This is a genomic window from Anaerotignum sp., from assembly GCF_040307045.1.
In the GTDB taxonomy this organism is placed as follows: Bacteria; Bacillota; Clostridia; order Lachnospirales; family Anaerotignaceae; genus Chakrabartyella.
The window spans coordinates 14,620-37,800 of the sequence record NZ_JAWRKF010000015.1 but is presented as its reverse complement, the minus strand read 5'-3'; the positions used below and the strand labels follow the sequence as shown (position 1 = coordinate 37,800).

At 38.4% G+C, this 23,181-nt stretch carries 21 protein-coding genes; 17 read left to right on the top strand and 4 right to left on the bottom strand.

Features of this window, described 5'->3' with window-relative positions:
* The first annotated feature begins 25 nt into the window (after positions 1-25).
* The 12 genes from ABVZ64_RS07965 to eno all read left to right on the top strand — a co-directional run bounded on the left by ABVZ64_RS07965 (position 26) and on the right by eno (position 12,896).
* Positions 26-691 (top strand): ABC transporter ATP-binding protein, encoded by a 666-nt coding sequence (locus tag ABVZ64_RS07965; RefSeq protein ID WP_352400658.1) that lies wholly within the window; start codon positions 26-28, stop codon positions 689-691.
* Positions 688-2,799: a COG1361 S-layer family protein gene (locus tag ABVZ64_RS07960; RefSeq protein ID WP_352400483.1), complete on the top strand. Its 2,112-nt coding sequence runs from the start codon at positions 688-690 to the stop codon at positions 2,797-2,799. The genes ABVZ64_RS07965 and ABVZ64_RS07960 overlap by 4 nt, the downstream gene beginning before the upstream one ends.
* A complete protein-coding gene (locus tag ABVZ64_RS07955; RefSeq protein WP_352400482.1) occupies positions 2,796-4,124 on the top strand; it encodes an ABC transporter permease in 1,329 nt (442 codons plus the stop codon). The genes ABVZ64_RS07960 and ABVZ64_RS07955 overlap by 4 nt, the downstream gene beginning before the upstream one ends.
* Before the next feature lie 137 nt (positions 4,125-4,261).
* Positions 4,262-4,918 carry a PrsW family glutamic-type intramembrane protease gene (locus tag ABVZ64_RS07950; protein WP_352400481.1) on the top strand — a complete coding sequence of 219 codons (657 nt, stop codon included), beginning with the start codon at positions 4,262-4,264 and terminating at the stop codon, positions 4,916-4,918.
* Positions 4,919-5,023: 105 nt separating this feature from the next.
* Positions 5,024-5,488: an NUDIX hydrolase gene (locus ABVZ64_RS07945; protein ID WP_313528995.1), complete on the top strand. Its 465-nt coding sequence runs from the start codon at positions 5,024-5,026 to the stop codon at positions 5,486-5,488.
* Between the two features lie 13 nt (positions 5,489-5,501).
* Positions 5,502-5,798, top strand: coding sequence for a hypothetical protein (locus ABVZ64_RS07940; protein ID WP_352400480.1), 297 nt, complete (start codon positions 5,502-5,504; stop codon positions 5,796-5,798).
* 123 nt (positions 5,799-5,921) lie between these two features.
* Complete coding sequence (locus tag ABVZ64_RS07935) at positions 5,922-6,950, top strand: sugar-binding transcriptional regulator (RefSeq protein ID WP_352400479.1); 1,029 nt, start codon at positions 5,922-5,924, stop codon at positions 6,948-6,950.
* A gap of 154 nt (positions 6,951-7,104) precedes the next feature.
* Positions 7,105-8,298 (top strand): phosphoglycerate kinase, encoded by a 1,194-nt coding sequence (locus tag ABVZ64_RS07930; RefSeq protein WP_352400478.1) that lies wholly within the window; start codon positions 7,105-7,107, stop codon positions 8,296-8,298.
* Positions 8,299-8,336: 38 nt separating this feature from the next.
* Complete coding sequence (locus tag ABVZ64_RS07925) at positions 8,337-9,251, top strand: polysaccharide deacetylase family protein (RefSeq protein WP_352400657.1); 915 nt, start codon at positions 8,337-8,339, stop codon at positions 9,249-9,251.
* A complete protein-coding gene (tpiA, locus tag ABVZ64_RS07920; protein ID WP_352400656.1) occupies positions 9,223-9,975 on the top strand; it encodes a triose-phosphate isomerase in 753 nt (250 codons plus the stop codon). Before ABVZ64_RS07925 ends, tpiA begins: the two co-directional genes overlap by 29 nt.
* Positions 9,976-10,006: 31 nt before the next feature.
* The gene (gene gpmI / locus ABVZ64_RS07915) at positions 10,007-11,554 is read left to right on the top strand and encodes a 2,3-bisphosphoglycerate-independent phosphoglycerate mutase (RefSeq protein WP_352400477.1); all 1,548 of its coding nucleotides are present in this window, start codon (positions 10,007-10,009) and stop codon (positions 11,552-11,554) included.
* 28 nt (positions 11,555-11,582) lie between these two features.
* Positions 11,583-12,896, top strand: a complete 1,314-nt coding sequence (gene eno / locus ABVZ64_RS07910) for a phosphopyruvate hydratase (RefSeq protein ID WP_352400476.1) — start codon at positions 11,583-11,585, stop codon at positions 12,894-12,896.
* A gap of 201 nt (positions 12,897-13,097) precedes the next feature.
* Here eno and ABVZ64_RS07905 read toward each other — a convergent pair whose 3' ends face one another.
* Positions 13,098-13,817, bottom strand: a complete 720-nt coding sequence (locus ABVZ64_RS07905) for a GntR family transcriptional regulator (RefSeq protein ID WP_352400475.1) — start codon at positions 13,815-13,817, stop codon at positions 13,098-13,100.
* Between the two features lie 278 nt (positions 13,818-14,095).
* On the opposite strand from ABVZ64_RS07905, the gene spoIVB reads away from it, so the two are divergent.
* The 4 genes from spoIVB (at position 14,096) to ABVZ64_RS07885 (ending at position 18,395) form a co-directional block, all read left to right on the top strand.
* Positions 14,096-15,361, top strand: coding sequence for a SpoIVB peptidase (gene spoIVB, locus ABVZ64_RS07900; RefSeq protein WP_352400474.1), 1,266 nt, complete (start codon positions 14,096-14,098; stop codon positions 15,359-15,361).
* A gap of 441 nt (positions 15,362-15,802) precedes the next feature.
* The gene (locus ABVZ64_RS07895) at positions 15,803-16,630 is read left to right on the top strand and encodes a sporulation initiation factor Spo0A C-terminal domain-containing protein (protein ID WP_352400473.1); all 828 of its coding nucleotides are present in this window, start codon (positions 15,803-15,805) and stop codon (positions 16,628-16,630) included.
* A gap of 215 nt (positions 16,631-16,845) precedes the next feature.
* On the top strand, positions 16,846-17,784 hold the full coding sequence (locus tag ABVZ64_RS07890; protein ID WP_352400472.1) for a dipeptidase: 939 nt from the start codon (positions 16,846-16,848) through the stop codon (positions 17,782-17,784).
* Positions 17,785-17,861: 77 nt separating this feature from the next.
* Positions 17,862-18,395 (top strand): hypothetical protein, encoded by a 534-nt coding sequence (locus tag ABVZ64_RS07885; RefSeq protein WP_352400471.1) that lies wholly within the window; start codon positions 17,862-17,864, stop codon positions 18,393-18,395.
* Between the two features lie 189 nt (positions 18,396-18,584).
* Here ABVZ64_RS07885 and ABVZ64_RS07880 read toward each other — a convergent pair whose 3' ends face one another.
* From ABVZ64_RS07880 to ABVZ64_RS07870, 3 genes are all read right to left on the bottom strand, one after another.
* Positions 18,585-19,727 carry a Glu/Leu/Phe/Val family dehydrogenase gene (locus tag ABVZ64_RS07880; RefSeq protein WP_352400470.1) on the bottom strand — a complete coding sequence of 381 codons (1,143 nt, stop codon included), beginning with the start codon at positions 19,725-19,727 and terminating at the stop codon, positions 18,585-18,587.
* A 232-nt stretch (positions 19,728-19,959) separates the two neighbouring features.
* On the bottom strand, positions 19,960-21,105 hold the full coding sequence (locus ABVZ64_RS07875) for a DmpA family aminopeptidase (protein WP_352400469.1): 1,146 nt from the start codon (positions 21,103-21,105) through the stop codon (positions 19,960-19,962).
* A gap of 14 nt (positions 21,106-21,119) precedes the next feature.
* Complete coding sequence (locus ABVZ64_RS07870) at positions 21,120-21,953, bottom strand: IclR family transcriptional regulator (RefSeq protein WP_352400468.1); 834 nt, start codon at positions 21,951-21,953, stop codon at positions 21,120-21,122.
* A 361-nt stretch (positions 21,954-22,314) separates the two neighbouring features.
* Here ABVZ64_RS07870 and ABVZ64_RS07865 point away from each other — a divergent pair, with 361 nt between their 5' ends.
* On the top strand, positions 22,315-23,148 hold the full coding sequence (locus ABVZ64_RS07865; RefSeq protein WP_352400467.1) for a polysaccharide deacetylase family protein: 834 nt from the start codon (positions 22,315-22,317) through the stop codon (positions 23,146-23,148).
* Positions 23,149-23,181: the final 33 nt, after the last annotated feature.

The window sequence follows — 23,181 nt, the reverse complement described above, 5'->3', positions numbered from 1 at the left end:
TAAGAATGTTAAAAAGTATTATCAAATGGGAAAAGAAAAAATTCAAGCGGTTGATGGTATAAGTTTAAACATTAGGCAAGGTGAAGTTTGCTGTTTGCTTGGAAAATCTGGCTCGGGTAAATCCACTTTATTGAATTTGATCGCAGGGTTAGAAAAACCCTCATCTGGTGAAATCATATTTAATAAAAAACATATTGAACGTATGAATGAAGACCAGCTGGCGGATTTCAGACAGAAATATGTTGGGTTTGTATTTCAGTCCTATAATCTTTTGCCCACATTAACGGCAATGGAGAATGTAACATTACCATTGATTTTTAAAAATGTGCCCTTGAAGGAGCGGAATGAGCGAGCAATGGAAATGTTAAAAGCCGTTGGACTGGAAGACAGAGCTCATCATAAGCCCCATGAAATGAGTGGCGGACAGCAGCAAAGGGTAAGTATTGCAAGAGCGTTTATCAATAGCCCTCAGGTGGTATTTGCTGATGAACCAACAGGGAATTTAGACACCCGTACCACCTATGAAATGATGGATTTGATTACAGCTTTGGCAAAAAAAAATAATCAGACATTGGTAATTGTAACCCACGATTTAGAGCTGTCAGATTATGCAGATCGTATTGTGATGTTATCAGATGGTCAGGTAGAGCGAATCGAAGATAAAAGGCAGGTCGAAGGAGAGAAAGAATGATGAACAGAAGGCTAGGACAAAAAATTGTAACTTTTTTATTGATGTTTTCCGTGATACTGGGACAAACTGTTATCGGGTTTGCAGATGATTTTAGTGATAATGGATCCCCGAAGATTATAGTAGGGGGAGAAACAGTTGTAGAAGTTCAGGCGGGTCAGGAAAACCGTGTTACCTTTCAGGTGAAAAACAAAGGGGCAGTTGCCGCAGATAATGTTTATGTGAGTCCCAAAAAGAATGCAACAGACCCTTTTCGTGTTTCTGTACAAGGGGGCGGTGATATCGGTAGCATTGGTGCCAACGGCTACAAAAATATGTCGTTAAATGTGACGATTAATGGTGATGTGAAGGAGTCAAGTTATCCTGTAACTTTAGAGTTTACATACAGAAATGCAAACGACACAACATTTTCAAGTACAGAGACGGTTTATTTGAAGATGAAAGGATTTGACAATGATCCTAGCTTTAAATTGGACAATATGAAGCTGACTCCTGAAAGCATGTCTCATGGAAGTAGTGCAAATTTAAGTGGTAAAGTTGTGAATAACGGCGGACAGGATATGATTGACGTAGATATTAGCTTAGATAACTTAGCAACAGATAAAATTAGTTTGAGTGGTGGATTTAGCAGCAAGCATTACTCCAAAATCCCTGTGAATGCCAGTGTTGATTTTGCATTCCCCCTTGTTGCAAGTGCTGATATGGCAGCTGGCAACTATCCCGTTACCATTAAATTAAAGTTTAAAGATGGGTTTGGTAAAGCTGTTGAAAAAACCCAAGAATACTATGTTAATGTTGGTGGTGTGGCTGGGCAGAAATCTCAGCTTGAGATTAAAAATATGAGAGAACCCGGTGGAGTGTATGGAGTAAACCAAAACTTTACAATCAGCTTTGATTTACACAACAGTGGAAAGATTGCTGCAAAAAATATCGTTGTAACTGCAGAGTCAGTGGATACGTCGGCAGTAGTTCCTAAGTCAGGCAGTGTAAAAACTGTAACGGAATTGGCGCCAGGGGCAACAACAACGCTTTCTTTCACTTTTGCAGGTACTGCAGCATCAAAGTCTCAGAACTATGCCATTCAATTTACAACAGAATATACTTCTGGTGGCACAGCAGTTACCTCGTTTAAGCAATTTGCAGGGGTGAACATTAGCAATCCAGATAAAGATGAAGAAAATGCCAGCAAGCCTAAACTTATCGTAAGTAACTATGAGTGCGACCCATTGATTGTAATGGCAGGGCAGGAATTTGACTTAAATATGGATATATTAAATACCCACGCATCAAAAGGTGTGAAAAATATCAAAATGTATTTAACTTTGGCTGAAGAAACTTCATCTGATAGCCAAAAGTCTGGAAATATCTTTACCCCCGTTGAAAGTAGTAATACATTCTACTTCGATGCAATTGGCCCTAAGGGTACAGCACAGAAACAGCTACGACTATATGTTGTCCCTGAGGCCCAGCCAAAAACATACACTTTGACAGTAAACTTTGAATATGAAGATAGTGCTGGAAAGGAATTTACAGCAACTGAGTTGCTAGGTATAAACGTAAAGCAGATAACAGAGCTACAGGTTGATGAGTTTGCTATTCCTGATATGGTAGAAGTGTATTCTCCTGTAACAGTATCTTTTGGGTACTATAATACGGGCAAAGTTACATTGAACAACGTAATGGTTAAAGTAGAAGGCGATGTTGAATGCCAGAATAAGAATACCTATATAGGCAACTTGGATTCGGGTGCAAGTGAATATTTTGAAACCTCTTTTACACCGTTAACAGCAGGAGAAGTACCTGTAAGCATTATTATCTCTTATGAAGATGCAACAGGAGAGGTTAAAGAAGAACGCAGAGATTTTGTGCTAAATGTATCAGAACCAATGATGCCAGAGGATATTGATGGGACAGATTCTGTAACACCTCCAATGGACATGAAAAAAGTAATGATTTCAATTGCAATTTTAGCCCTTTTCGGCATGGGGTTGTTCATTTTTATTAGACGTCAGAAACAAGATCCTCATAACAGTTTTGCAGAGAGTGTAAGTGATATTATTGACGATGATGATGAAGATGACGACGATGATAGAGAGGATATGTCTTTATGAGTACGAGAGACTTATTGAATATGGCTCTGCGCAACTTGTTAAAGAGAAAACTGCGAACATTTCTAACAGTTCTAGGTGTAGTAATAGGCACAGCCTCCATTGTTGTAATGGTTTCCATCGGTATTGGTATGAATGAAAGCTTTGAGCGACAACTGCAAGATTGGGGAAGCTTACAAGTGATTAATGTTTTTTCGCCAAATGGCGGTGGAGGTGCCTACATGATGGGTGAAGATACCTCTATGAATACCCAAAATAAGGGTAAGCAAGTAAAATTGGACGGTGCTGCGGTAGAATCTTTTCGCCAAATATCCAGTGTAGAAGCCGTATCTCCTGTAAAAAACTTATACTTAATGTTAGGAAGCGGAAAACTTGTTGCGGATGCCAATATTATTGGATTAGATCCTGCAACTATGGAAGCCATGGGCTATAAAGTGGATGGAGGGCGTGCCCTTACCGGTGAAGATGTGAAGGCAATTGTTATTGGTGGCGCAGTAGAATTCTATGACCCCAAATTAAGCTGGGAAATGAGAATGAGTGCAGAAAAGCCTAAGCTTGAATTAATTGGTGAAAAGGTTGAAGTTACATATGATTGGGGTTACGGCACAAAGCATGCTGACAAATCCGTGAAACCATTTAAATTTGAGGTGGTAGGTACTATGCCTGCCGACGGTAGCAATAGTTGGAGCGTGGTTATGCCCTTAAAGGAAGTCGAAAAAATAGAGAAGGCACAAAAAGAATGGGAAAAGACGAAATATGGGTCTTCTAGTGGCAATAATCAAAAAAAATCCCAAGAATATGAACAGGTTCTAGTAAAAGTTGATGATATTAAAAATGTTCAGGTGGTACAGCAACATATTAAGGATCTTGGTTATCGGGCCTCAAGCTTAACGGATCAGTTAGAAGCTATGAAACAAACTACTAAAATGTTGCGTATGGTTTTAGGTGCAATTGGTGCAATTTCTTTGGTTGTAGCCGCAATTGGTATTACAAATACTATGGTTATGGCAATTTATGAGCGGACCAGAGAAATTGGTATTATGAAGGTAATCGGTGCATCCTTAAGAGATATTAAGCTTCTTTTCTTAACAGAGGCTGCCTTTATTGGTTTTGCTGGCGGTATTATTGGTATCCTTGTTAGTTTTGCAACCTCAAAGCTTGTAAACTTTGTTGCTATGCAACAGGGAAGTGATATGACATCATCCATTCCTTTATGGTTATATCTAGGTTCCATTGGTTTTGCAACCGTAATCGGTGTTCTTTCAGGATACTTACCAGCAAAAAGAGCCATGAAATTAAGTGCCTTAACAGCAATTAAAACAGAGTAAATTTATGATACGAGTGAAAACACACTATTTGTTTGTTAGTACAAAAAGATAGTGTGTTTTTTATTTAAATCATTATAGATATTGTTTTTTTGGAAAGACTAAGTGAGAAATGTCAAAAGAAAAAAGGAAGGGTTTTCATGCTGATACAACTTGCTGCTGCACCTGTATTGGTTGGCCTTTTTTATATTTATGTAAGAGATAAATATGAAAAGGAACCTTGGAGAATGCTTCTGTTGGGGTTACTATACGGGATTTACGCTACCTGTGTAATTTATGCAGTTGGATTGGGTTTGGAAAAAGTATTTCCTCATCGTGAGAATCCATTTTATACGGCATTTGTTAGCTCAGCAGGGGTTGAGGAGGTGATTAAGTACGTTTTCTTAATTTTCTTGATTTGGAAAAATGGGAATTTCAACGAACCACTGGATGGGATAGTATACGGTGTTTTTGTATCACTAGGCTTTGCCTGGATAGAAAATATAATTTACGTAACCCACCCTGTCATGGGTGGATACGGCACTGCTTTGTCCAGGGCCGTACTTTCGGTGCCTGGCCATGGATTATTTGGCGTACAAATGGGATATTATCTGGGGTTAGCCAAGTTTTTTGGAGGAAAAAAGCAATTAATTTTAGCATTAATTGTTCCGTATATAGCCCATGCATTGTATAACTATTTTTTGTTAGAAAAGTCACCAGCGTTTTGGATACCTTTTTGGATATTGGAAATTTGGTTATGGTGGTCAGCTTTGCGGCATATAAAAGAATTGGTGAAAATTTCACCGTTTCGAGAATAAAATCTACTTGATTTTATAGTAGCTCTTGAAATCGATTACAAAAAGCGGTATACTAATACAAATAGGACAACTGGCAGAAAATAGAATAATTACGGAGGTAAAGCAGTGATAGAAGCGGTGAGCTGTGGAGGCGTTGTTATTTATAAGTGGAAAATTCTTCTCTTATATAAAAACCAAAACGGCAGATACATGGGCTGGGTATTGCCCAAAGGCACTGTGGAAGAAGGCGAAACCTATCGGCAGACCGCTTTGCGTGAGGTAAAGGAAGAATCCGGTGCAACGGGCGAAATTATTAAATATGTGGGGAAAACCCAATATACCTTCAAAGGCAGTGAAGATACCGTAAGCAAAACAGTTCATTGGTATTTAATGAGTGCCAATTCCTTTTTCTGTAAACCTCAGAGCGAAGAATACTTCGCCGATGCCGGTTTTTATAAATTTCATGAAGCCTATCATCTGTTGAAGTTTAATGACGAACGTCAGATTTTGAAAAAAGCATATTATGAGTATAGTGAAATGCGCAAGAATAAGGAGTTTCTAAAACGGAAATTTTCTGAAAATAAACTTTAAAGGAGAAATGGATATGAGAAAATATTTTGAGGTAAAACCAAGTTTCGATGATTTGAAAGATAGAATCGTAGTTTTGAACAACGATCGTGATGACAAAAAAACATTGTTTATCGTTTTATCTGTTATCGCTGCTGTTTTAGCAGTTGTAGCTTTGGGTGTTGTTTATCTGTTGAAAACAAAAATGGATGACGAATATGATGAAGACTGGGATTATGACTGGGACGATTTAGAAGATGAATATTGTAATGAAGAAGACTGCTGCTGCACAGACAAAGATGTAGATGCGTCTGTAAAAGTTGAGCAGATTTAAAGAAGATGGGGCGGCAGGTGGCCGGTATGGTCTTTCTACCGACTGCACGCCACCTCCTTTTTTTCTTTTGGTTGGGACAAAAAAATAAAGACGGGACATAAAAAGACCAAAGGAAGGTGAAATATGGAAGATAAATTGCAACTAATTCGTAAAATTGCACCTGATCTAACAGAAGAAATGATTAAACGCTATCGTGTGTTAAAAACTGTTCGCCTTTTGCAGCCTTGTGGTAGAAGAATGGTGGTGCTTGCACTGGGGATGACAGAAAGAACAGTCCGAAGTGAAATTGAACGTTTTAGCGTACAGAAATTGGTTCAAGTTTCAAAAACAGGCATGATGGTTACTGACGAAGGGATGGAAGTCCTGGAGGGGTTGGATTCAATCTTCTCCATTATGACAGGTTTATCAGTTTTAGAAGAAAAGCTGGCTAAATTGTTAGGAGTTAAACGTGTTATGATTGCCCAGGGCAATGCGGATGTCAGCGAACGAAGCCGTAAAGAAATGGGGCAATTGGCTATGCGCCGGCTTTTGGAAAAAACCAACGAGGAAAGCTGCATCGCCATCACCGGTGGTACAGCTATGGAAGACTTGGTAATAGCGGCTCCTGAAATGTCTAAACCAACGGCAAAAATGATTGTTCCTGCAAGAGGTAGCATTGGCAGAAAGATGGAACTGCAAGCGGATACTTTGGCAGTTCAGTTGGCAGAAAAATTGCAGTCGGAATATCGATTGTTACATCTGCCGGATAATTTAAGTGAAACTGCTTTGGAAGAAATGAAAAAGCAACCAGAAATTCTTGAAACCATTCAAGAGATGGAGAAGGCGAACATACTGCTTTTGGGTGTGGGTAATGCGTTGGAAATGGCAGAAAAACGGAGATTGGATGAAGAAATAAAACTATATTTAGCAGAAAAAGAAGCAGTTGCAGAGGCTTGTGGCTATTACTTTAATAAGGGTGGCGAGGTGGTTTATAAAACGCGCTCCATTGCCATTGATTTTAATGAGATTGATAATATGGATGAGATCATCGTAGTTGCAGGCGGGGAGAAAAAGGCAGAGAGTATCTTTGCTGTTAGTCAGAGTATTCCAAGCGGTGTATTTGTTACCGATGAAGGCGCCGCATTAAAGTTATTAGGGATGTTAGAAGCATAAAATGATTGTTTAAATGCCGAGGCAATATTTTTTCCTACAAATAAACGGAATTTTTATATTCTAAAATAAAAGAGAAGATTTGGGGAAAAGTAGAAATATTGGGATAATAGGTGTCTTAGATACCTACAACGTCAATCAGAAAGGAGTAATAAAAATGCTTAACAAAAAATCAGTGAATGATTTAAAGGTAAAGGGGAAACGTGTATTGGTTAGATGCGACTTTAATGTTCCCTTGCAGGATGGGTTAATTACTGATGAAAACAGAATTACTGCTGCTCTGCCAACAATCAAAAAACTTATGGAGGATGGAGGTAAGGTTATCCTTTGTTCACATATGGGCAAACCGAAGGGTGAACCAAAGCCTGAACTCTCATTAGCACCTGTTGCAAAAAGACTTTCAGATTTATTGGGGAAAGAAGTTGTTTTTGCGAATGATGATACAGTGGTTGGTGAAAATGCCATAAAAGCCGTTGAAGCAATGAAGGACGGAGACGTGGTTTTGCTGGAAAACACACGATATAGAAAAGAGGAAACCAAGAATGAAGAAAATTTCAGCAAGGAATTAGCTTCCTTAGCCGATGTTTATGTGAATGATGCATTTGGAAGTAGCCATAGAGCGCATTGCTCCACGGTAGGTATTACAAACTTTGTTGAGGAATCTGCTGTTGGTTATCTGATGGAAAAGGAAATTGAGTTTTTAGGTAATGCAGTAAACAAGCCAGAGCATCCTTTTGTAGCAATTTTAGGTGGCTCAAAGGTTTCCGATAAGATTAATGTAATCAACAATTTGTTAGAAAAGGTAGATACTTTGATTATCGGTGGCGGTATGGCCTATACTTTTGCAGTAGCTCAGGGTGGTAAAGTTGGCGATTCATTGCTGGAAGCAGATAAAGTTGAATATGCAAAAGAAATGATGGATAAGGCTAAGGCAAAGGGCGTTCGTTTATTATTGCCTGTGGATACAGTTATTACGAAAGAATTCAAAAATGACACTGAGTTTAAAACTGTTTCTTCCTTGGAAATTCCCGATGGATGGATGGGGCTTGATATCGGTGAAAAATCCAGAGAAATGTTCGCAGCGGCAATTAAAGAAGCAAAGACTGTTATTTGGAACGGCCCTATGGGCGTTTTTGAATTTGAAAACTTTGCAGGGGGCACAAAAGCAGTGGCTCAGGCAATGGCAGATATTGATGCAACAACAATTATTGGTGGTGGTGATTCTGCTGCTGCAGTAAATCAGTTAGGTTTTGGAAATAAAATGACACATATTTCCACAGGCGGTGGTGCATCTCTTGAATTCTTGGAAGGAAAGGACTTGCCTGGTGTAGTAGCGGTGCAAGATAAGTAAGGTTTAAGATGAAACAAAGGGGAAGAAAATTTGTGGTAATGGCTTTGCTCAGCTGCTTGATTTTTCAACAAACTGTCTGGGGAAAAACTGTTGTTGCCATAGATAGTTTAGATGAACAAGAGCAGATTAAGCCGGTGGAAACCATGATAATTCCACCGACGGATTATATCCCAGTTATTATGTATCATCATTTTGCAATTAGAGATATGGGAGAAGGAAATGGTGTTGTGACCACCCAAGCCGAACTGGAGGCTCAAATTAGTTTTTTAAAGGACAAAGGGTATGAATTTATTTCCCTGGAAACCTTACAAGAACTCCTCCAGAGGGTGGAAAAAGAGAAGGTTCAATATAAAAGAAGTGGAAAAGATGAACTGAGCTTAGAGCTGAACCAAAAGTATATCTGCATCACGATGGATGACGGATATGTGAGCAACTATGATTTAGCTTTTCCTATTTTTCAAAAACACCGAGTACCCGCATCTATTTTTGCTGTGACGGATAGTATAACCCAACAAACGGGTTTAAAGAAATTTAACTGGAATCAAGGGCAAAAGATGGTAAATAGTAGATATGTAAAAATTTATAACCACACTGCAAATCATGTTCCTGTGGATCTTGAGCCAGAGGAAGAATTTTTGGCCGAGGTGGATAAGGCGGAAAAAGCGTTGCAAAAATACTTGAATCAAAGTAGTTGTACAGCGTTGGCCTTTCCCAATGGCCGTTTTACCCCCTATACCCAAGAACAGTTAAAGGAAATGGGTTTTGATTTACTATTTACTGTGGAAAGTGGAGTCATTACAAAACAAACATCTCCCTTTGAAATTCCCAGAATCAATGTAGAATCCGGCTGGGATGGCCAGGATTTGCTGGAGAACATAGAGAGGGTTGCTAGAAAAAGCTTTGTGCCGAAAGAGAGGGAAGCAGATCATGAGAAAAAAGATCATAGCAGGTAACTGGAAAATGAACAAAACACCTAAAGAGGCCGCTGAGTTTTGCAAGGAAATGAAAAGCAAGGTAGCCTCCTCTGAGGTGGACGTTGTATTTTGTGTACCCTTCGTAGATTTACATCCTGTTTTAGAGGAATTGCAAGGCAGTCGCATAGGCGTCGGTGCAGAAAATATGCATTTTGAAAATAGTGGTGCTTATACAGGAGAGATTTCCCCATTGATGTTAAAAGAGATGGGTGTATCATATGTGGTTTTAGGACACTCGGAACGCCGCCAGTTTTTTAATGAAACCGATGAAATGGTTAACAAAAAAGTAAAAAAAGCTTTGGAAGTAGGAATCACTCCTATTATGTGCTGCGGTGAAACCTTGGAGCAAAGAGAAGCGGGAATAACCATTGAGTGGATTCGTATGCAGGTGAAGTTTGGTTTGTCTGGCATTAGTGCAGAGGAAGTAAAAAAGGTTGTAATTGCCTATGAACCTATTTGGGCCATTGGAACAGGCAAAACAGCAACCTCTGAGCAAGCACAAGAAGTTTGCAAGGCCATTCGACAGGTTGTTGGCGAGGTATATGGACAGAATACAGCTGACCAGGTAAGAATTCAGTACGGTGGTAGTGTAAATGGAAAAAATGCAGCAGAATTGTTTGCTATGGCAGATATTGATGGTGGTTTGGTTGGCGGAGCGAGCTTAAAAGATGAGTTCCAAGAAATTGTTCACTATCAGAAATAAAAGCAAACAGTAAAAGTGAGGCGGTAGAATAATGGACAAAAAGACAACAGTATTAATGGTACTGGATGGATTTGGAATCAACGAAAAAGTTGAAGGAAATGCGATTAAGCAGGCGAATACGCCTGTGTTAGACGGCATTTTCAAGAAATACCCTTTTGTAAAAGGTTATGCTAGTGGGCGTGATGTTGGTTTGCCCGAAGGACAAATGGGTAACTCCGAAGTTGGTCATTTGAATATTGGGGCAGGTCGTATCGTATACCAGGAATTAACCCGTATTACAAAAGCTATTGAAGATGGGGATTTTTATGACAACCCTGAATTGCTTCAGGCCATTGAGCATTGCAAAAAAAATTCCTCTGCTTTACATCTATATGGACTGGTTTCCGATGGTGGTGTGCATAGCCACAATTCCCATATCTATGCGTTGTTGCGTTTAGCAAAGAAGCATGATTTGGAAAAGGTATATATACATGCTTTTTTAGATGGTAGAGATACTCCTCCTTCCTCAGGGGCAGAGTATGTGGCTGAACTGGCAGAAAAAATGCGTGAAATTGAATTAGGCCAGTTTGCAACGGTGATTGGCCGCTACTATGTAATGGATCGTGATAAACGTTGGGAAAGAGTGCAGGAAGCTTATGATGCCATGGTATTGGGCAAAGGAACAACTGCCACAGATGCAGTTGAAGCCATCAAGAAATCCTATGAAAATGGGAAAACGGATGAGTTTATGCCGCCCACTGTAATTGTGGATGAATTGGGTATAGCCAAGGGCAAAATTGCTGATCATGATGCAGTAATTTTCTTTAACTTCCGACCTGACCGTGCAAGAGAAATAACAAGAGCAATGTGTGACACTGAATTTGATGGGTTTCATCGTGGTAAGGTGTTGCAGGACTTGAAATATGTATGTTTTACAGAATATGATGTTACAATCCCCAACAAGGAAGTTGCTTTTAAGCCCCAAAGATTAACAAATACTTTAGGAAGTTATATTTCTTCCTTGGGTTTAAAGCAATTGAGAACGGCAGAAACAGAAAAGTATGCCCATGTAACATTCTTTTTTAATGGTGGGGTGGAAGAGCCGAATCCCAATGAGGATCGGTGGCTGGTTCCATCTCCCAAGGTTTCAACTTATGATTTGAAGCCAGAGATGAGTGCTTTTGAGGTGACTGAGGGCTTGGTAAAAGCCATACGGTCCAAGGAATATGATTTAATCATTGTGAATTATGCCAATCCTGATATGGTTGGCCATACTGGTGTAATTGAGGCTGCGAAAAAGGCTGTGGAAGCGGTTGATACTTGTGTTGGCAAGGTAATGGAGGCATTGTTGGAGACAGGAGCAAATATGTTCCTTTGCGCAGACCATGGCAACAGTGACCAGATGGAAGACTACGAATCCCACGAAGCATTTACTGCCCACACAACAAATCCAGTGCCATTTGTTTTGGTCAATTATACAGATGGAGTTGGTTTAAGAGAAGGTGGCAGACTTGCCGATATTGCTCCTACTCTTTTGGAAATGATGGGAGTGCCTATACCCGAAGAAATGACTGGAAAAAGCCTGTTAACAGGCAAGTAAATACAAGCAGATATAAGGAGGAAACAAAATGAAAGGTTTTTTTGAAATTACAGATGTATACGCAAGAGAAGTATTAGACTCCAGAGGTAATCCTACTGTTGAGGTTGAAGTAATTGTTGAAGATAGCATCGTTGGCCGTGCAGCTGTTCCTAGTGGTGCATCCACAGGTGCCTTTGAAGCAGTGGAAATGCGTGATGGTGGTGACAGATATAATGGTACCGGTGTTCAGGATGCAGTGGATAACGTAAACGATATCATCGCTGAAGAAATCATCGGAATGAATGCTTTGGATCAGGTTTCTGTTGACAAAGCTATGATCGCTTTGGACGGTACACCTAACAAAGCAAAATTAGGTGCAAACGCAATTCTTGGCGTTTCTATGGCAGTGGCAAAAGCTGCTGCAGAAGCTTTGGATATGCCCTTATATCAGTATTTAGGCGGATTCAATGCAAAAACAATGCCTGTTCCTATGATGAATATTATGAACGGTGGTAAACACGCCGACAACACTGTTGACGTACAGGAATTTATGGTTATGCCTGTTGGCGCACCTTCCTTCAAAGAAGCACTTCGTATGTGTGCAGAAATTTATCATATGTTAAAGAAAGTTTTGAAAAACAAAGGCCTTTCCACAGCGGTTGGCGATGAAGGTGGTTTTGCACCTGACCTGCCCACAGCAGATGCTGTAATCGACTTGATCAAAGAGGCTGTTGATGCCACAGGTTATAAATGGGGAGAAGACATCAAAATCGCATTGGATCCTGCTATGACAGAGTTATATGATGAAAAAGATGGAAAATATCACTTCCCTGGCGAAAGCAAAATGGCTGGCAAAGAAATCGTTAGAACTTCGGAAGAAATGGTTGATTTCTGGAAGTCCTTGGTTTCTAAATACCCAATCGTCTCCATCGAAGATGGTTTGGCGGAAGAAGACTGGGCAGGCTGGCAGTTGTTAACAAAAGAATTGGGAGACAAGGTACAGTTGGTTGGCGATGACCTTTTCGTAACAAACACAGAGCGTTTGCAAAAAGGAATTGACTTGAAGGCTGGTAACTCAATTTTGATTAAAGTAAACCAGATTGGTACTTTAACAGAAACTTTCAATGCCATTCAACTTGCAAACAGAAACAAAATGACAGCTGTTGTATCTCACAGAAGTGGTGAAACCGAAGATACAACCATTGCTGACATCGTTGTGGCAGTTAATGCTGGGCAGATTAAGACAGGTGCACCTGCTAGAACTGACCGAGTTGCTAAATACAATCAGCTTCTTAGAATCGAAGAAGAATTAGATGATGCGGCTGAGTACTTGGGCATGGACGCATTCTTTAACTTAAAGTAAGAGTATTCTTAGAGATGAATTTAAAAGGCTATTGGGATAATATCCCAATAGCCTTTTTTTCATGATTATAAAAGTAAAACAAAAAAACCATATCTTTTTAGAAAAGCATTTAACAAGGGAAGCCTTAATTCTGAAAGGTTAATGAGAAAAATATATGGGCTAAAGTATGAAAAAAACACCCCACAAAAGGACTGTTTAATACTATTTATTATTTTTTTCCTCTGCTTTTGCTGTCATTATTTTAAACAATTCTTGCATATCCATGTTTCCATTTCGCATAATCCATTCAATGGCACCAAAAACTGGTGACAAGTGATTGGGTATAAATTCTAACAATGCAGCCTCATTTTTATCTTTTAACAATTGTATCATTTCTAGATGTTGATCGAAGGAGGGCTGATGTTTTGTTAATGGCATTTTTGAAAGCATAAAAACTTGAAACATAGAACCAATATTCCAGTTATTGATATATAGTTTTGTTAACTGAGAATTTCCGGCTAAGGTTACAAATAGAGTATGGAAGCGAATCTCCAACTCAGTTGCCAAGTTATAATTTTGGCTGTCCACGCCAGCAAGCTCAATTGCTACTGCTTCCATTTCATCTAAAATTTCCTGAGAGAAGTCTATGTTCTGAATGGCTCTTTTCACAGCATAAAGCTCAAACATTTCACGAACTTCGGTGATTTCCTTTAGCTGTTGAGGTGAAAAATCTGCAACGATTACTCCGCGTCGTGGCAAAGCAATAGCCAAACCCTGCGCCACTAGACGGTTAATTGCAGAAACAACGGGGGTTCTGCTAATTCCCAATGAATCAGAGATTTCTTGAGTTGATAATTTTGAACCCGGGGGATAGGTACCGTTTTGTATACGCCCTCGGATTTCACGAAAAGCGTAGTCTAACAGAGATTCTGCATATTCCATATAGTGCTCCTCTTTCTTTGTAAATAAGTTTTCAATTTAAAAGAACAAAATTTAAATTCAAAATGATACTTTTTATTATAAAGCCTGAAAATGACATTGTAAACCCTATTCAATAATGTTAACGAAAAATGTGGCAGAATGCTTCAAATCCTATAAAATAGCCTTTTTTGTTTATCTGTATTTTATAGGTTGAATAGCATGGTTTTTGTTTGGCTACATTAATGTTGGAGCAAAAATTTTTTTTTGTTCTAAATCAGCAGCAGTCGGGAGTGGGGCATATGTGGTTAAAAAAGGAAAAAAAACGCCGTTTTTTTGTTTCAGTTTCGGCGGTTCTAATCCCAACACTGCTGTGGTGCAGTGTAAGCTGGCTCTTACCCAATGATCTGACCCTGATAGAAGGCGAAAAGACGGAAATTGCAACGCAATTACCTATTTCAGCCAAAACTGGGGAAAGCATTAATGTGATTGGTGTAACAACAAAGCCATTGGCGGATGCTTTTCATCTTGAATTAGGTTCTTCTATTATGGCCGATCCTATTCAGGTAGGAACAACCAAAGTTACTTTTTATCTATGTAATGCTTTGCCAATCAAAACCATTGATGCTACTGTCATTCCAAAAACCACTTTAGTGCCAGTAGGCAAAACTGTAGGTGTAAGTTTAGATACAAAAGGTCTTTTGGTTTTGGGAACTGGGCAGGTAAGTATGGCGGAAAATGACACGGCTGAACCATGTAGGGGAATATTAAAAACAGGCGATTTATTGTTAGAGGCAAATGGGCAAGAACTCATCAATAAAGAAAAATTTGTTGACGTAGTGACACAAAGTAACGGACAGGCCATTGATTTGCTTTTAGAGAGAAAAGGACAAAAAAAGCAGGTTACAGTAACACCTGTTTATAGTGAAGCGGAGCAGGCTTTTAAGCTGGGTTTATGGGTGCGGGACAGTATTCAGGGTATTGGGACAATCACCTATTATGATCCAAAATCCAACAATTTTGGTGCATTAGGTCATGGAGTTTATGACGTGGACACGGGGGAATTGATGATTATTAAGCAGGGAACAATTATTCCGTCTCAACTGACAGATATCATCAAAGGTGAAAAAGGTGAACCTGGAGAATTAGCGGGTATTATTCAACGGGGTAAAACACTGGGTGAAGTAGAAAAGAATACAGAGGTAGGCATCTACGGCACGTTGAATCAACCAAATGAATTTACTAAGGCTGCATTACCAATTGCATTGAAACAGGAGATAAAAATAGGCAAAGCAGAAATCCTATCAAATATCGAAGGTGAAGATGTTGAATGCTATGAAATAGAAATTGAAAGTTTAGGTAAAGGTAACGGAAAAGATATGATGATTCGTGTTACCGATAAGCGGTTGCTGGCAAAAACAGGTGGTATTGTTCAAGGGATGAGTGGTAGCCCTATTATTCAAAATGGAAAGTTGGTTGGAGCTGTGACTCATGTGTTAGTAAACGACCCTGAACGGGGGTATGGAACTTTTATTGAAACAATGTTACAGGAAATGAACAAAAATTAAAAGATTATCAAGGGCCAATAAGGATGTGAGAGGAGATATATTTCAATAAATGTATCTCCTCTTAATTATTTATAGCAATATGAATAGATCATTTAATTATTTAAAAAGTTTATTGTGAATTAAATATAAAATTCTTTCTAAAAATAGAAAAAAAACTTTTTTTTTCAATAAAATAAAAGGTGATTATTTATTTATTATCTTGTTCTTAGACATTTGAGTGCAAAAAAAATGAAAAACGGTTCTTTTTTTACGATAAATTTTAACAATTTTTAACCGAATTGTTATATTTTAGGAATGATTGGGAAGCTTAAAATGATGAAATACGGAGAAAGGAAAAAATCTTGCGATATGTTCTCGAATACTGACGAAAATAAAAATGCATGATATAATATTTTTTGTGGGAGAGAGGAAGGGAAGCCTTTTCTTCCAACATATATAAGAATGGGGGAGTCAAAAGTGAATGAATCAGAGAAATTAAAGGTGGTTTTAGCAGACCGAGATGGGTTCTACTTACAAAAACTGAAACGTTGTCTCGAACGTAAGGGGGACATGTCTGTCGTTGGAATGACTGACAGTGGACCAGCAGTACTTGAAATGGTGAGAAAACTAAATGCAGATGTTGTGCTCCTGGATATTCTATTGGGAGATCGCGATGGTTTTTGGGTTTTGGAAAGCCTGAAAAAATTAGGTAGTGATTGTATTTGCATCATGATTTCAGCTATTGATAGTGACAAGCTAGTGCGTAGAGCAATAGGATTGGGAGCTGACTACTATATGGCTAAGCCAATTCAAGGAGAATTATTGCTTGAAAGAATTCATCAGTTAGTGGAGGGGGAAGACAGAGAAAAACAAGAATCTTCCAAAACCACAGGCGAAGATATAACTGCCTATGTAATTGATGGCGGTTATCAGAACCTTGAAGCTGATATTTCTGCAACATTAAGCAGAATGGGTATTTCTGCAAGCATTAAAGGCTATCACTTTATTAGAAGGGCAATTATGATGGCCGTTGATAATGAAGAAGCTCTCATTGGCATTACAAAAGGGTTGTATCCTGATATTGGTAAATTATTTAAAACCTCAGCTAGTAAAGTTGAAAGAGCAATTCGACATGCTATAGAAAGTGCGTGGAAGAAAAATGGTCAACAGGTATATTTTGAAGTCGTTGGATATTTAACACCGGACAAGCCTACTAATGGACAATTTATTGCTGCACTTACTGAATATTTCCGGATACGTCAAAATGAAGTTTCTAAAAAAATTAGTTAATTCTTATATAAGGATATTTACAAACTTTAAAATATAGTCAATTTATCCCCTCTGTGCCTTTGGCAAAGAGGGGTTTTCGTTTAACAAAAAGTTGCCTATAATTAAAGGATTTAGATCGCCCCATACATTCTAAATATAAAACTTTGTAAGCAATGGTTCTTTTTGTTGTTAATCCTTCCATAACAATATAGAATAAAAAGAAGTGAGGTGACAGAATGAGAAGTTATGGGGATGGACATTGCGATACTATTGTTAGAATTTATGAAAAAGGTCAGGAGCTCTTTTGTAATGATGGGCATATTGATATACAACGTCTAAAAAATTTTCAGGCACCATTACAATTTTTTGCCATTTGGCTGGAGCCCAGGTACTATCCCATTGCTATGCATCAGACAATGAAATACATTGAATTTTTTTATAGCCAGATTGAAAAAAATCCTGATTATATAGGGCATATTTGTTGTTATCAGGATGTGCAAGAAAATATTAAGAACAATAAAATCAGTGCTTTGTTGTCTATCGAAGGTGGAGAGGCCTTAGAGGGTGAAATTTCTGCAATTCATACCTACCATCGATTAGGGGTAAGATCCATGAGCTTGACATGGAACCATAGAAACCAGCTTGCTGATGGTGTTGCAGAAAAAGATTCCAAGAGGGGTCTTACAAAATTTGGAACGGATGTTGTTAAAGAGATGGAGGAATTGGGAATGATTGTTGATGTTTCTCATCTTTCGGAACCGGGGTTTTGGGATGTATATAACCTTGCCAGGAAGCCTTTTATTGCAAGCCACTCCAATGCTAGAGAAATTTGTGATGTGCCTAGGAATCTTACGGATAACCAACTGCGTGCCATTGCCGAAAAGGGAGGTATTATTGGTCTCAATCTGTATCCGCCTTTTTTAACATCAAAAAAAGAGGTAAAAGTGGAAGATGTGTTTCGACATATAGATCATATACTTTCTATTGCTGGAGAGGATTTTATTGCCTTGGGCACGGATTTTGACGGGATTGATTGTTGCCCAGAGGAGATATTAGATGTAAAGGATATGGAGCATATCTTGTCTAGAATTGAGAGGGAATTTGGAGAACAGGTGGTAGAAAAGATATCTTCAAAAAATTTACTTCGTGTGGTAAAAGAGGTGCTTTGTTTTTAAATTTTGGAGGCATCTATTTGAAAAAACAAATCGAAAAATTTTAAGTTGAAAAAGCGTTTGTGAGAATAGGGGGGACTATGGATAGCCAGTGGAAAAAAATGATAGCAAAGGTTGTTGTTGGCTTTGTAGTATTTGTAATGTTTGGCTATGTTCTTTTCAATGGTTTAGGAAGATTTCCTTATGATAAAGGCGAGCTGGAACAACAATTCTTAGACAGAGCCAAAGAGGTACTGTTATTAGGGGATGAAGAATATACATTGGTTTCTAAGGAATATGCAAATAGTGTTACCTTTCTCTTAAAGACAGAAAGTGATGAACGTGCCTGTGGCACTTATGTTAGAAATATGTTTTGGCAAAAGTACCAAGAGAGTCATTTCTATTCGGGAAAGAATGGCGTGCTGTATCAGGATACATATTCTTACCGCGTAAATGATCATATGTTGATTTATGATATGAATTTTACATTTACAGATGAACCTAAAATTATTCCTCCAAAAGAAGTGGTACCAATTATGTACTATAAGTACTTAGGCGTATGTATAGTAGCCATGGGATTTTTCGGAGGAAGGATTTTGGCAAACAGAAAACCTATAAAAGGGAAGAATGGTTAATGATAACAAATCAGAATTTAAATTATGGTCTGCAACCTATGAACCTATGAAACGTTAAAGAAAATAGATTTTTTGTGATTTGAAGGATGGAACAGGGCAGAAAAGGAAATTAAAATTGGAAGTCAACTATGACTTTTGAATTGAAAAAAGCTCCTCTTTTATAAAAAGGAGCTTTTTTTTAATGATTTATTAAATTTCTAAAGGATCACAAGCTGTAGGCTCAAAAATTTTGTAGGCTGCTTCTCTTTGGAACATTTTTTCTTTTGCTGCGTAATCAAACAACTTGCGAGTGTTACCACGACAAACTTTTTCGATGTCATCTAAAACTACTTGACAGTCTTTCTCTAAATTTCCGAAAATTACACTATGGTAAGCACGAACAGCACCTAAATTTGCAACAAAATCTACAACGACATCAATGCCATTTTCTGCAAAAATTTTATCTGCCTCTTTGGTTGTAGCAATATTTGCACCTTCTACAACCAAGGAAGCTTTCACTTTAGTTGCATTGTCCTTGTTAATAACATCTTCCAATGCAGCTGGGATTAAAATATCACAGTCTACATCTAACCACTCGGAATTGGGTTTTACCGTATATGTATCTTTAAATTTGGCACGATCCATTTCACCAAAAGTGTTTTTATTCGCAATCAGCTCTGCCACATCAAGGCCTTCTTGACACTCCACAACACCAAGGGCATCACTAATACCTACTATAGTATAGCCTAATTCAACTAATTTCCGAGCAGCACTTGCTCCTACGCATCCGAATCCTTGAATAAAAACTTTACCTTTTTTGTCTCCTTGTTTGGACTTCCACGCTTCATCTAGAGCCCAGGCAACGCCGAAACCAGTGATGCAATTGTTTAAGCTAAAGCCTTGAATTTCTTGATCCAGCATAACATTGTAAGCCCTCATGTTTTCAAGAATTTGAGTGTTTTTCTTCATTGTTTTAGTAAGGGGGATTTCTCTGCCGTATTTTGCATAAATCTTTCTTGTTGTGGAGAAAGGAACACCAAGATCTCCGGCTAAAGCTACCCCAGCATCAATGTAAGGCATCATTGCTACAATAAATCTTTCTAATACTTCTTCAGCATCAGGGGCTTTATAGTCATAGCGAATACCTGCTTTGCAACCACCAGAAGAACGAGGCTTGCATGCTTCATGCTTCCATGCCATTACAGTGGCCAACCTTTGAACTTCTTCTTTAGAGACACCGGTGTGCATTCTGATACCACCGTCAGCATAGCCGTTTACTGTGTTATATAAGCACATCCAGCCCACAGCGTCTGTTATATTATCATTCCATTCAACAAGTAAATAAGGTTTCATTTGTTATCCTCCTTAAGAAATTAGAATTAAATTGTATATGATTCTTATCGTTTGTGGTTTTCACACGGTAAGATATGTGATATATCAAATTATAGCAAACTAAGTGGGATATTCAACATATATTGGTGAAATTTCTCATAAAAATGGAATAATAGTCCTGCATAGTGGAATGAAAAGCCTGCACCATTGTTTTTGGTGTAGGCTTTTATTTTAGCGGCTTTTAATTTGAACATTATGTCTGATAACGCATTTTGATGTAGTTGTTATAGTGTTGCAGTATAGATTTAATTTGATCATGGGGGATTGCAGGAACAAAATTTCCATTTCTGCCAACCATAGATTCTGCTGCGACAAGGGCATTTACAATTGCCTCTTCTGTAGCTTGTGAAACGGCTTTGAACAGGGGTTCAATCTGCTCATCAGACAGGAGCGTAATTTTAGAAGTTGTGTAAGAAAACGCATTTTCGTTGGCGGTAGAGAAACCTATAAAAATATCTCCGGAGCCATTTTGATAGCCTCCCCCTAAGTTCCCGATTCCTAGGGAAACTCGCCTGCAAAGTTTATTGATTTGCCATGGTAAAACGGGAGCATCTGTGGCTACAATTACAATGATAGATCCTTCCCCAGGTTTTGGGGAGTAGCTATGAATGCATTCATCACAGTTTTTAATTTCTTTTCCGAAAGGGATACCGGCAACCTGCAGTTCCTCTCGTCGCCCGTAGTTTGCCTGAACCAAAACACCAACAGTGTAGGTAGCCTTCACTTCATCGATTTCGATGACTCTAGATGAGGTACCAGTGCCACCCTTGAAGCTATAACAACGCATTCCTGTGCCTCCGCCAACATTACCCTCTGCAATCTCACCGCTTTTGGCAGAATTGAGAGCTTCAAAGACATGATTTTCTTTTATTCTGAACCCATTAATATCATTTAAAATCCCATCATAGGTTTCCCCTACTGTGGGGTAAAAAAAACCAAACCCATTAATTTCTTTGCCTTCCCGATAGGAAGGGTAATAACAATTATTTTGTATCATCCACTTTGCGGTAGAATCCCTAACGATGCCAACGCTATTGGTGTTTGTAATCATAATTGGGCCATGTAAGAATCCTGAGTCATCAATCCAGTGGGTTCCTGTTAGCTCTCCATTCCCATTCAGGTCATGGCGGCCAGCAAAAACAGCACTCTTTTTTTTCCCTCGGGGAAAAATGGCAGTGACACCTGTTCTTGCAAATTCCGATTTCTTGTTTTCAAAGTCTTCTGGAGTACCAATGCAGACAGTGGAGTAGCCCACTTCAACCCCTTTCACATCTGTTATGGCATTAAATTTACCAGGTATTCCTTCAAAGGGAATACCTAAGTCTCTTGCTCTTGGCATCAATTCACCTCATTTTATTTTTCCTTATATCCTAACTTGGAGGAGATGGATTTGCTAGCCTCAAGTAAATCTTGTTTTATTCCATTTTCAATTTTCGGAAGAATACGCTGCGTAGGACCACTGGCACTTAGTGAAGCAATGATTTTTCCTTCAAAATTTCTAATTGGAACGGCTATGCAACTTAGACCTTCACAATGTTCTTCTTTATCTAATGCAAATCCATTCTCACGGATGTCAAAAAGTTCGTTTAACATTTTTCCAGGGGTTGTAATCGTGCTACCAGTAAAGGCTTCTATTTTGTTTTCTCTAAAGAAGTCATAGATTTTGCTGTCACTTAATTGGCTAAGAATTAGTTTTCCTTTGCTTGTTGCATAGATAGGTAATTTTTCACCTATATGGGAGCTTGCTTTTAAACTTATATTAGGTTCAACATTAAATGCAACGGTTACGAAAGCGCCATCACGAATGCCGATGGAGAAACTTTCGATGTGTTTTTCGCAAAGGCAATTCAAGATTGGAACACACTGCTCTGAAGACAGGCTGTGTTGCTTGGGAACAGTATTACCAATGTTATATAACTCCCAACTTAGTTTATATTTACTTCCGCTGGAATTTTTTTCAACATAATCATAGGAATATAAAGTGTCTAGAATTCTATGAACACTACTTTTTTTCATTTCCAGCCCCTGACAGATTTCAACTAAACTTACCCCTGACTCACCTGCATTTTTTTTTAAAAAATCAATAATTTCTATAGCTTTTTCTAAAGTCAATACGGGATATTTAGGGGAATGTTTATTCAGGCTGTCATCAAACGTGGTATTTTGCCCGTTTTCATGCTCTTTCATTTTAAATAGCGCAAGGAAGTATTGCGCGTCCTCCTTTCAAATTTTAGTTTTATTTAGGATATCAGATAAATTATAGATACATATTCCGTTTTATGGAATTATAGCTTATGAAAATAGAAAAAGCAATCAAAAATATAAAAAATCTTAGTTAATTGATAAAAATAGAGGTGCTGTTCCAAATAACAAGACGAAGAATACAAAAAATATAAAAAAATAAGGAGCAACATTGACAATATAATCCTTTAAAAGTATACTCGCATTATAAAATATCTAACATACAGAATAAGTGTACCGATATATGGGATAAACATGCTTATTTTTGCTAAAACAATGTGATACGACAAAGGAGAGAGAAGAAATTATGAAGAAAATGCCAGTTTTACTTACCTTTGACGTTGATGGTGAGATGATTTGGAGAAATCGAGATCCTGAAAACGCCAACAGACCCGTTACATTGTCATTAGGGCAGTATGGTATTCATCGTGGGTTACCAAGACTGCTAAAACTCCTTGACAAGTATAAGATCCCTGCAACATTTTTTGTGCCTGGTATGACTGCTGAAATGTATCCCCAGGCAATAACTAGCATTGAAGAATCCGGAATTCACGAAATCGGCCACCACAGTTATAGTCATAAGTTTCCCGATATGTTTCCTTCTAAAGAGGCGGAGGCAGAAGATTATGCAAAGGCTAGTGAAATTATTGAGCCTATGATTGGGAGAAAGTTGACTGGCTATCGTTCTCCGGCTTGGGAATTCAGTCGCAACACACTAAGTATTTTAAAGGATATGGGTATTGAGTATTCCAGTAATATGATGGGAACAGATTGCTTGCAATATCTTGAAATATTTGGTGAGAAAAGTGATATTGTTGAAATTCCCATTCATTGGGTATTAGATGATGCTGCTTTTTGGCTGTACAGCGTTAGGTTGCAAGGCAAGAGTATGCAGTCCTTAGACAATGTGGAGAGGTGTTGGATAGACGAATTCGACGGATTGTATAATGAATTTATTGAAGAGGAGGAACAGGGGATCGACTCTGATATTGTTTATGTTCTGACTTGCCATCCTCAGATCATCGGAAGACCTTCCAGATTAAAAGTTCTTGAAAATGTAATTAAGCACATTAGACAGTTCCCTAATGTGGAATTTATGACATGCCCTCAAGTTGTAAAGTCTTTTAAAGAGAAGAAGTAACGTTGAAGCTAATATAAATTAAAATTCATTTTA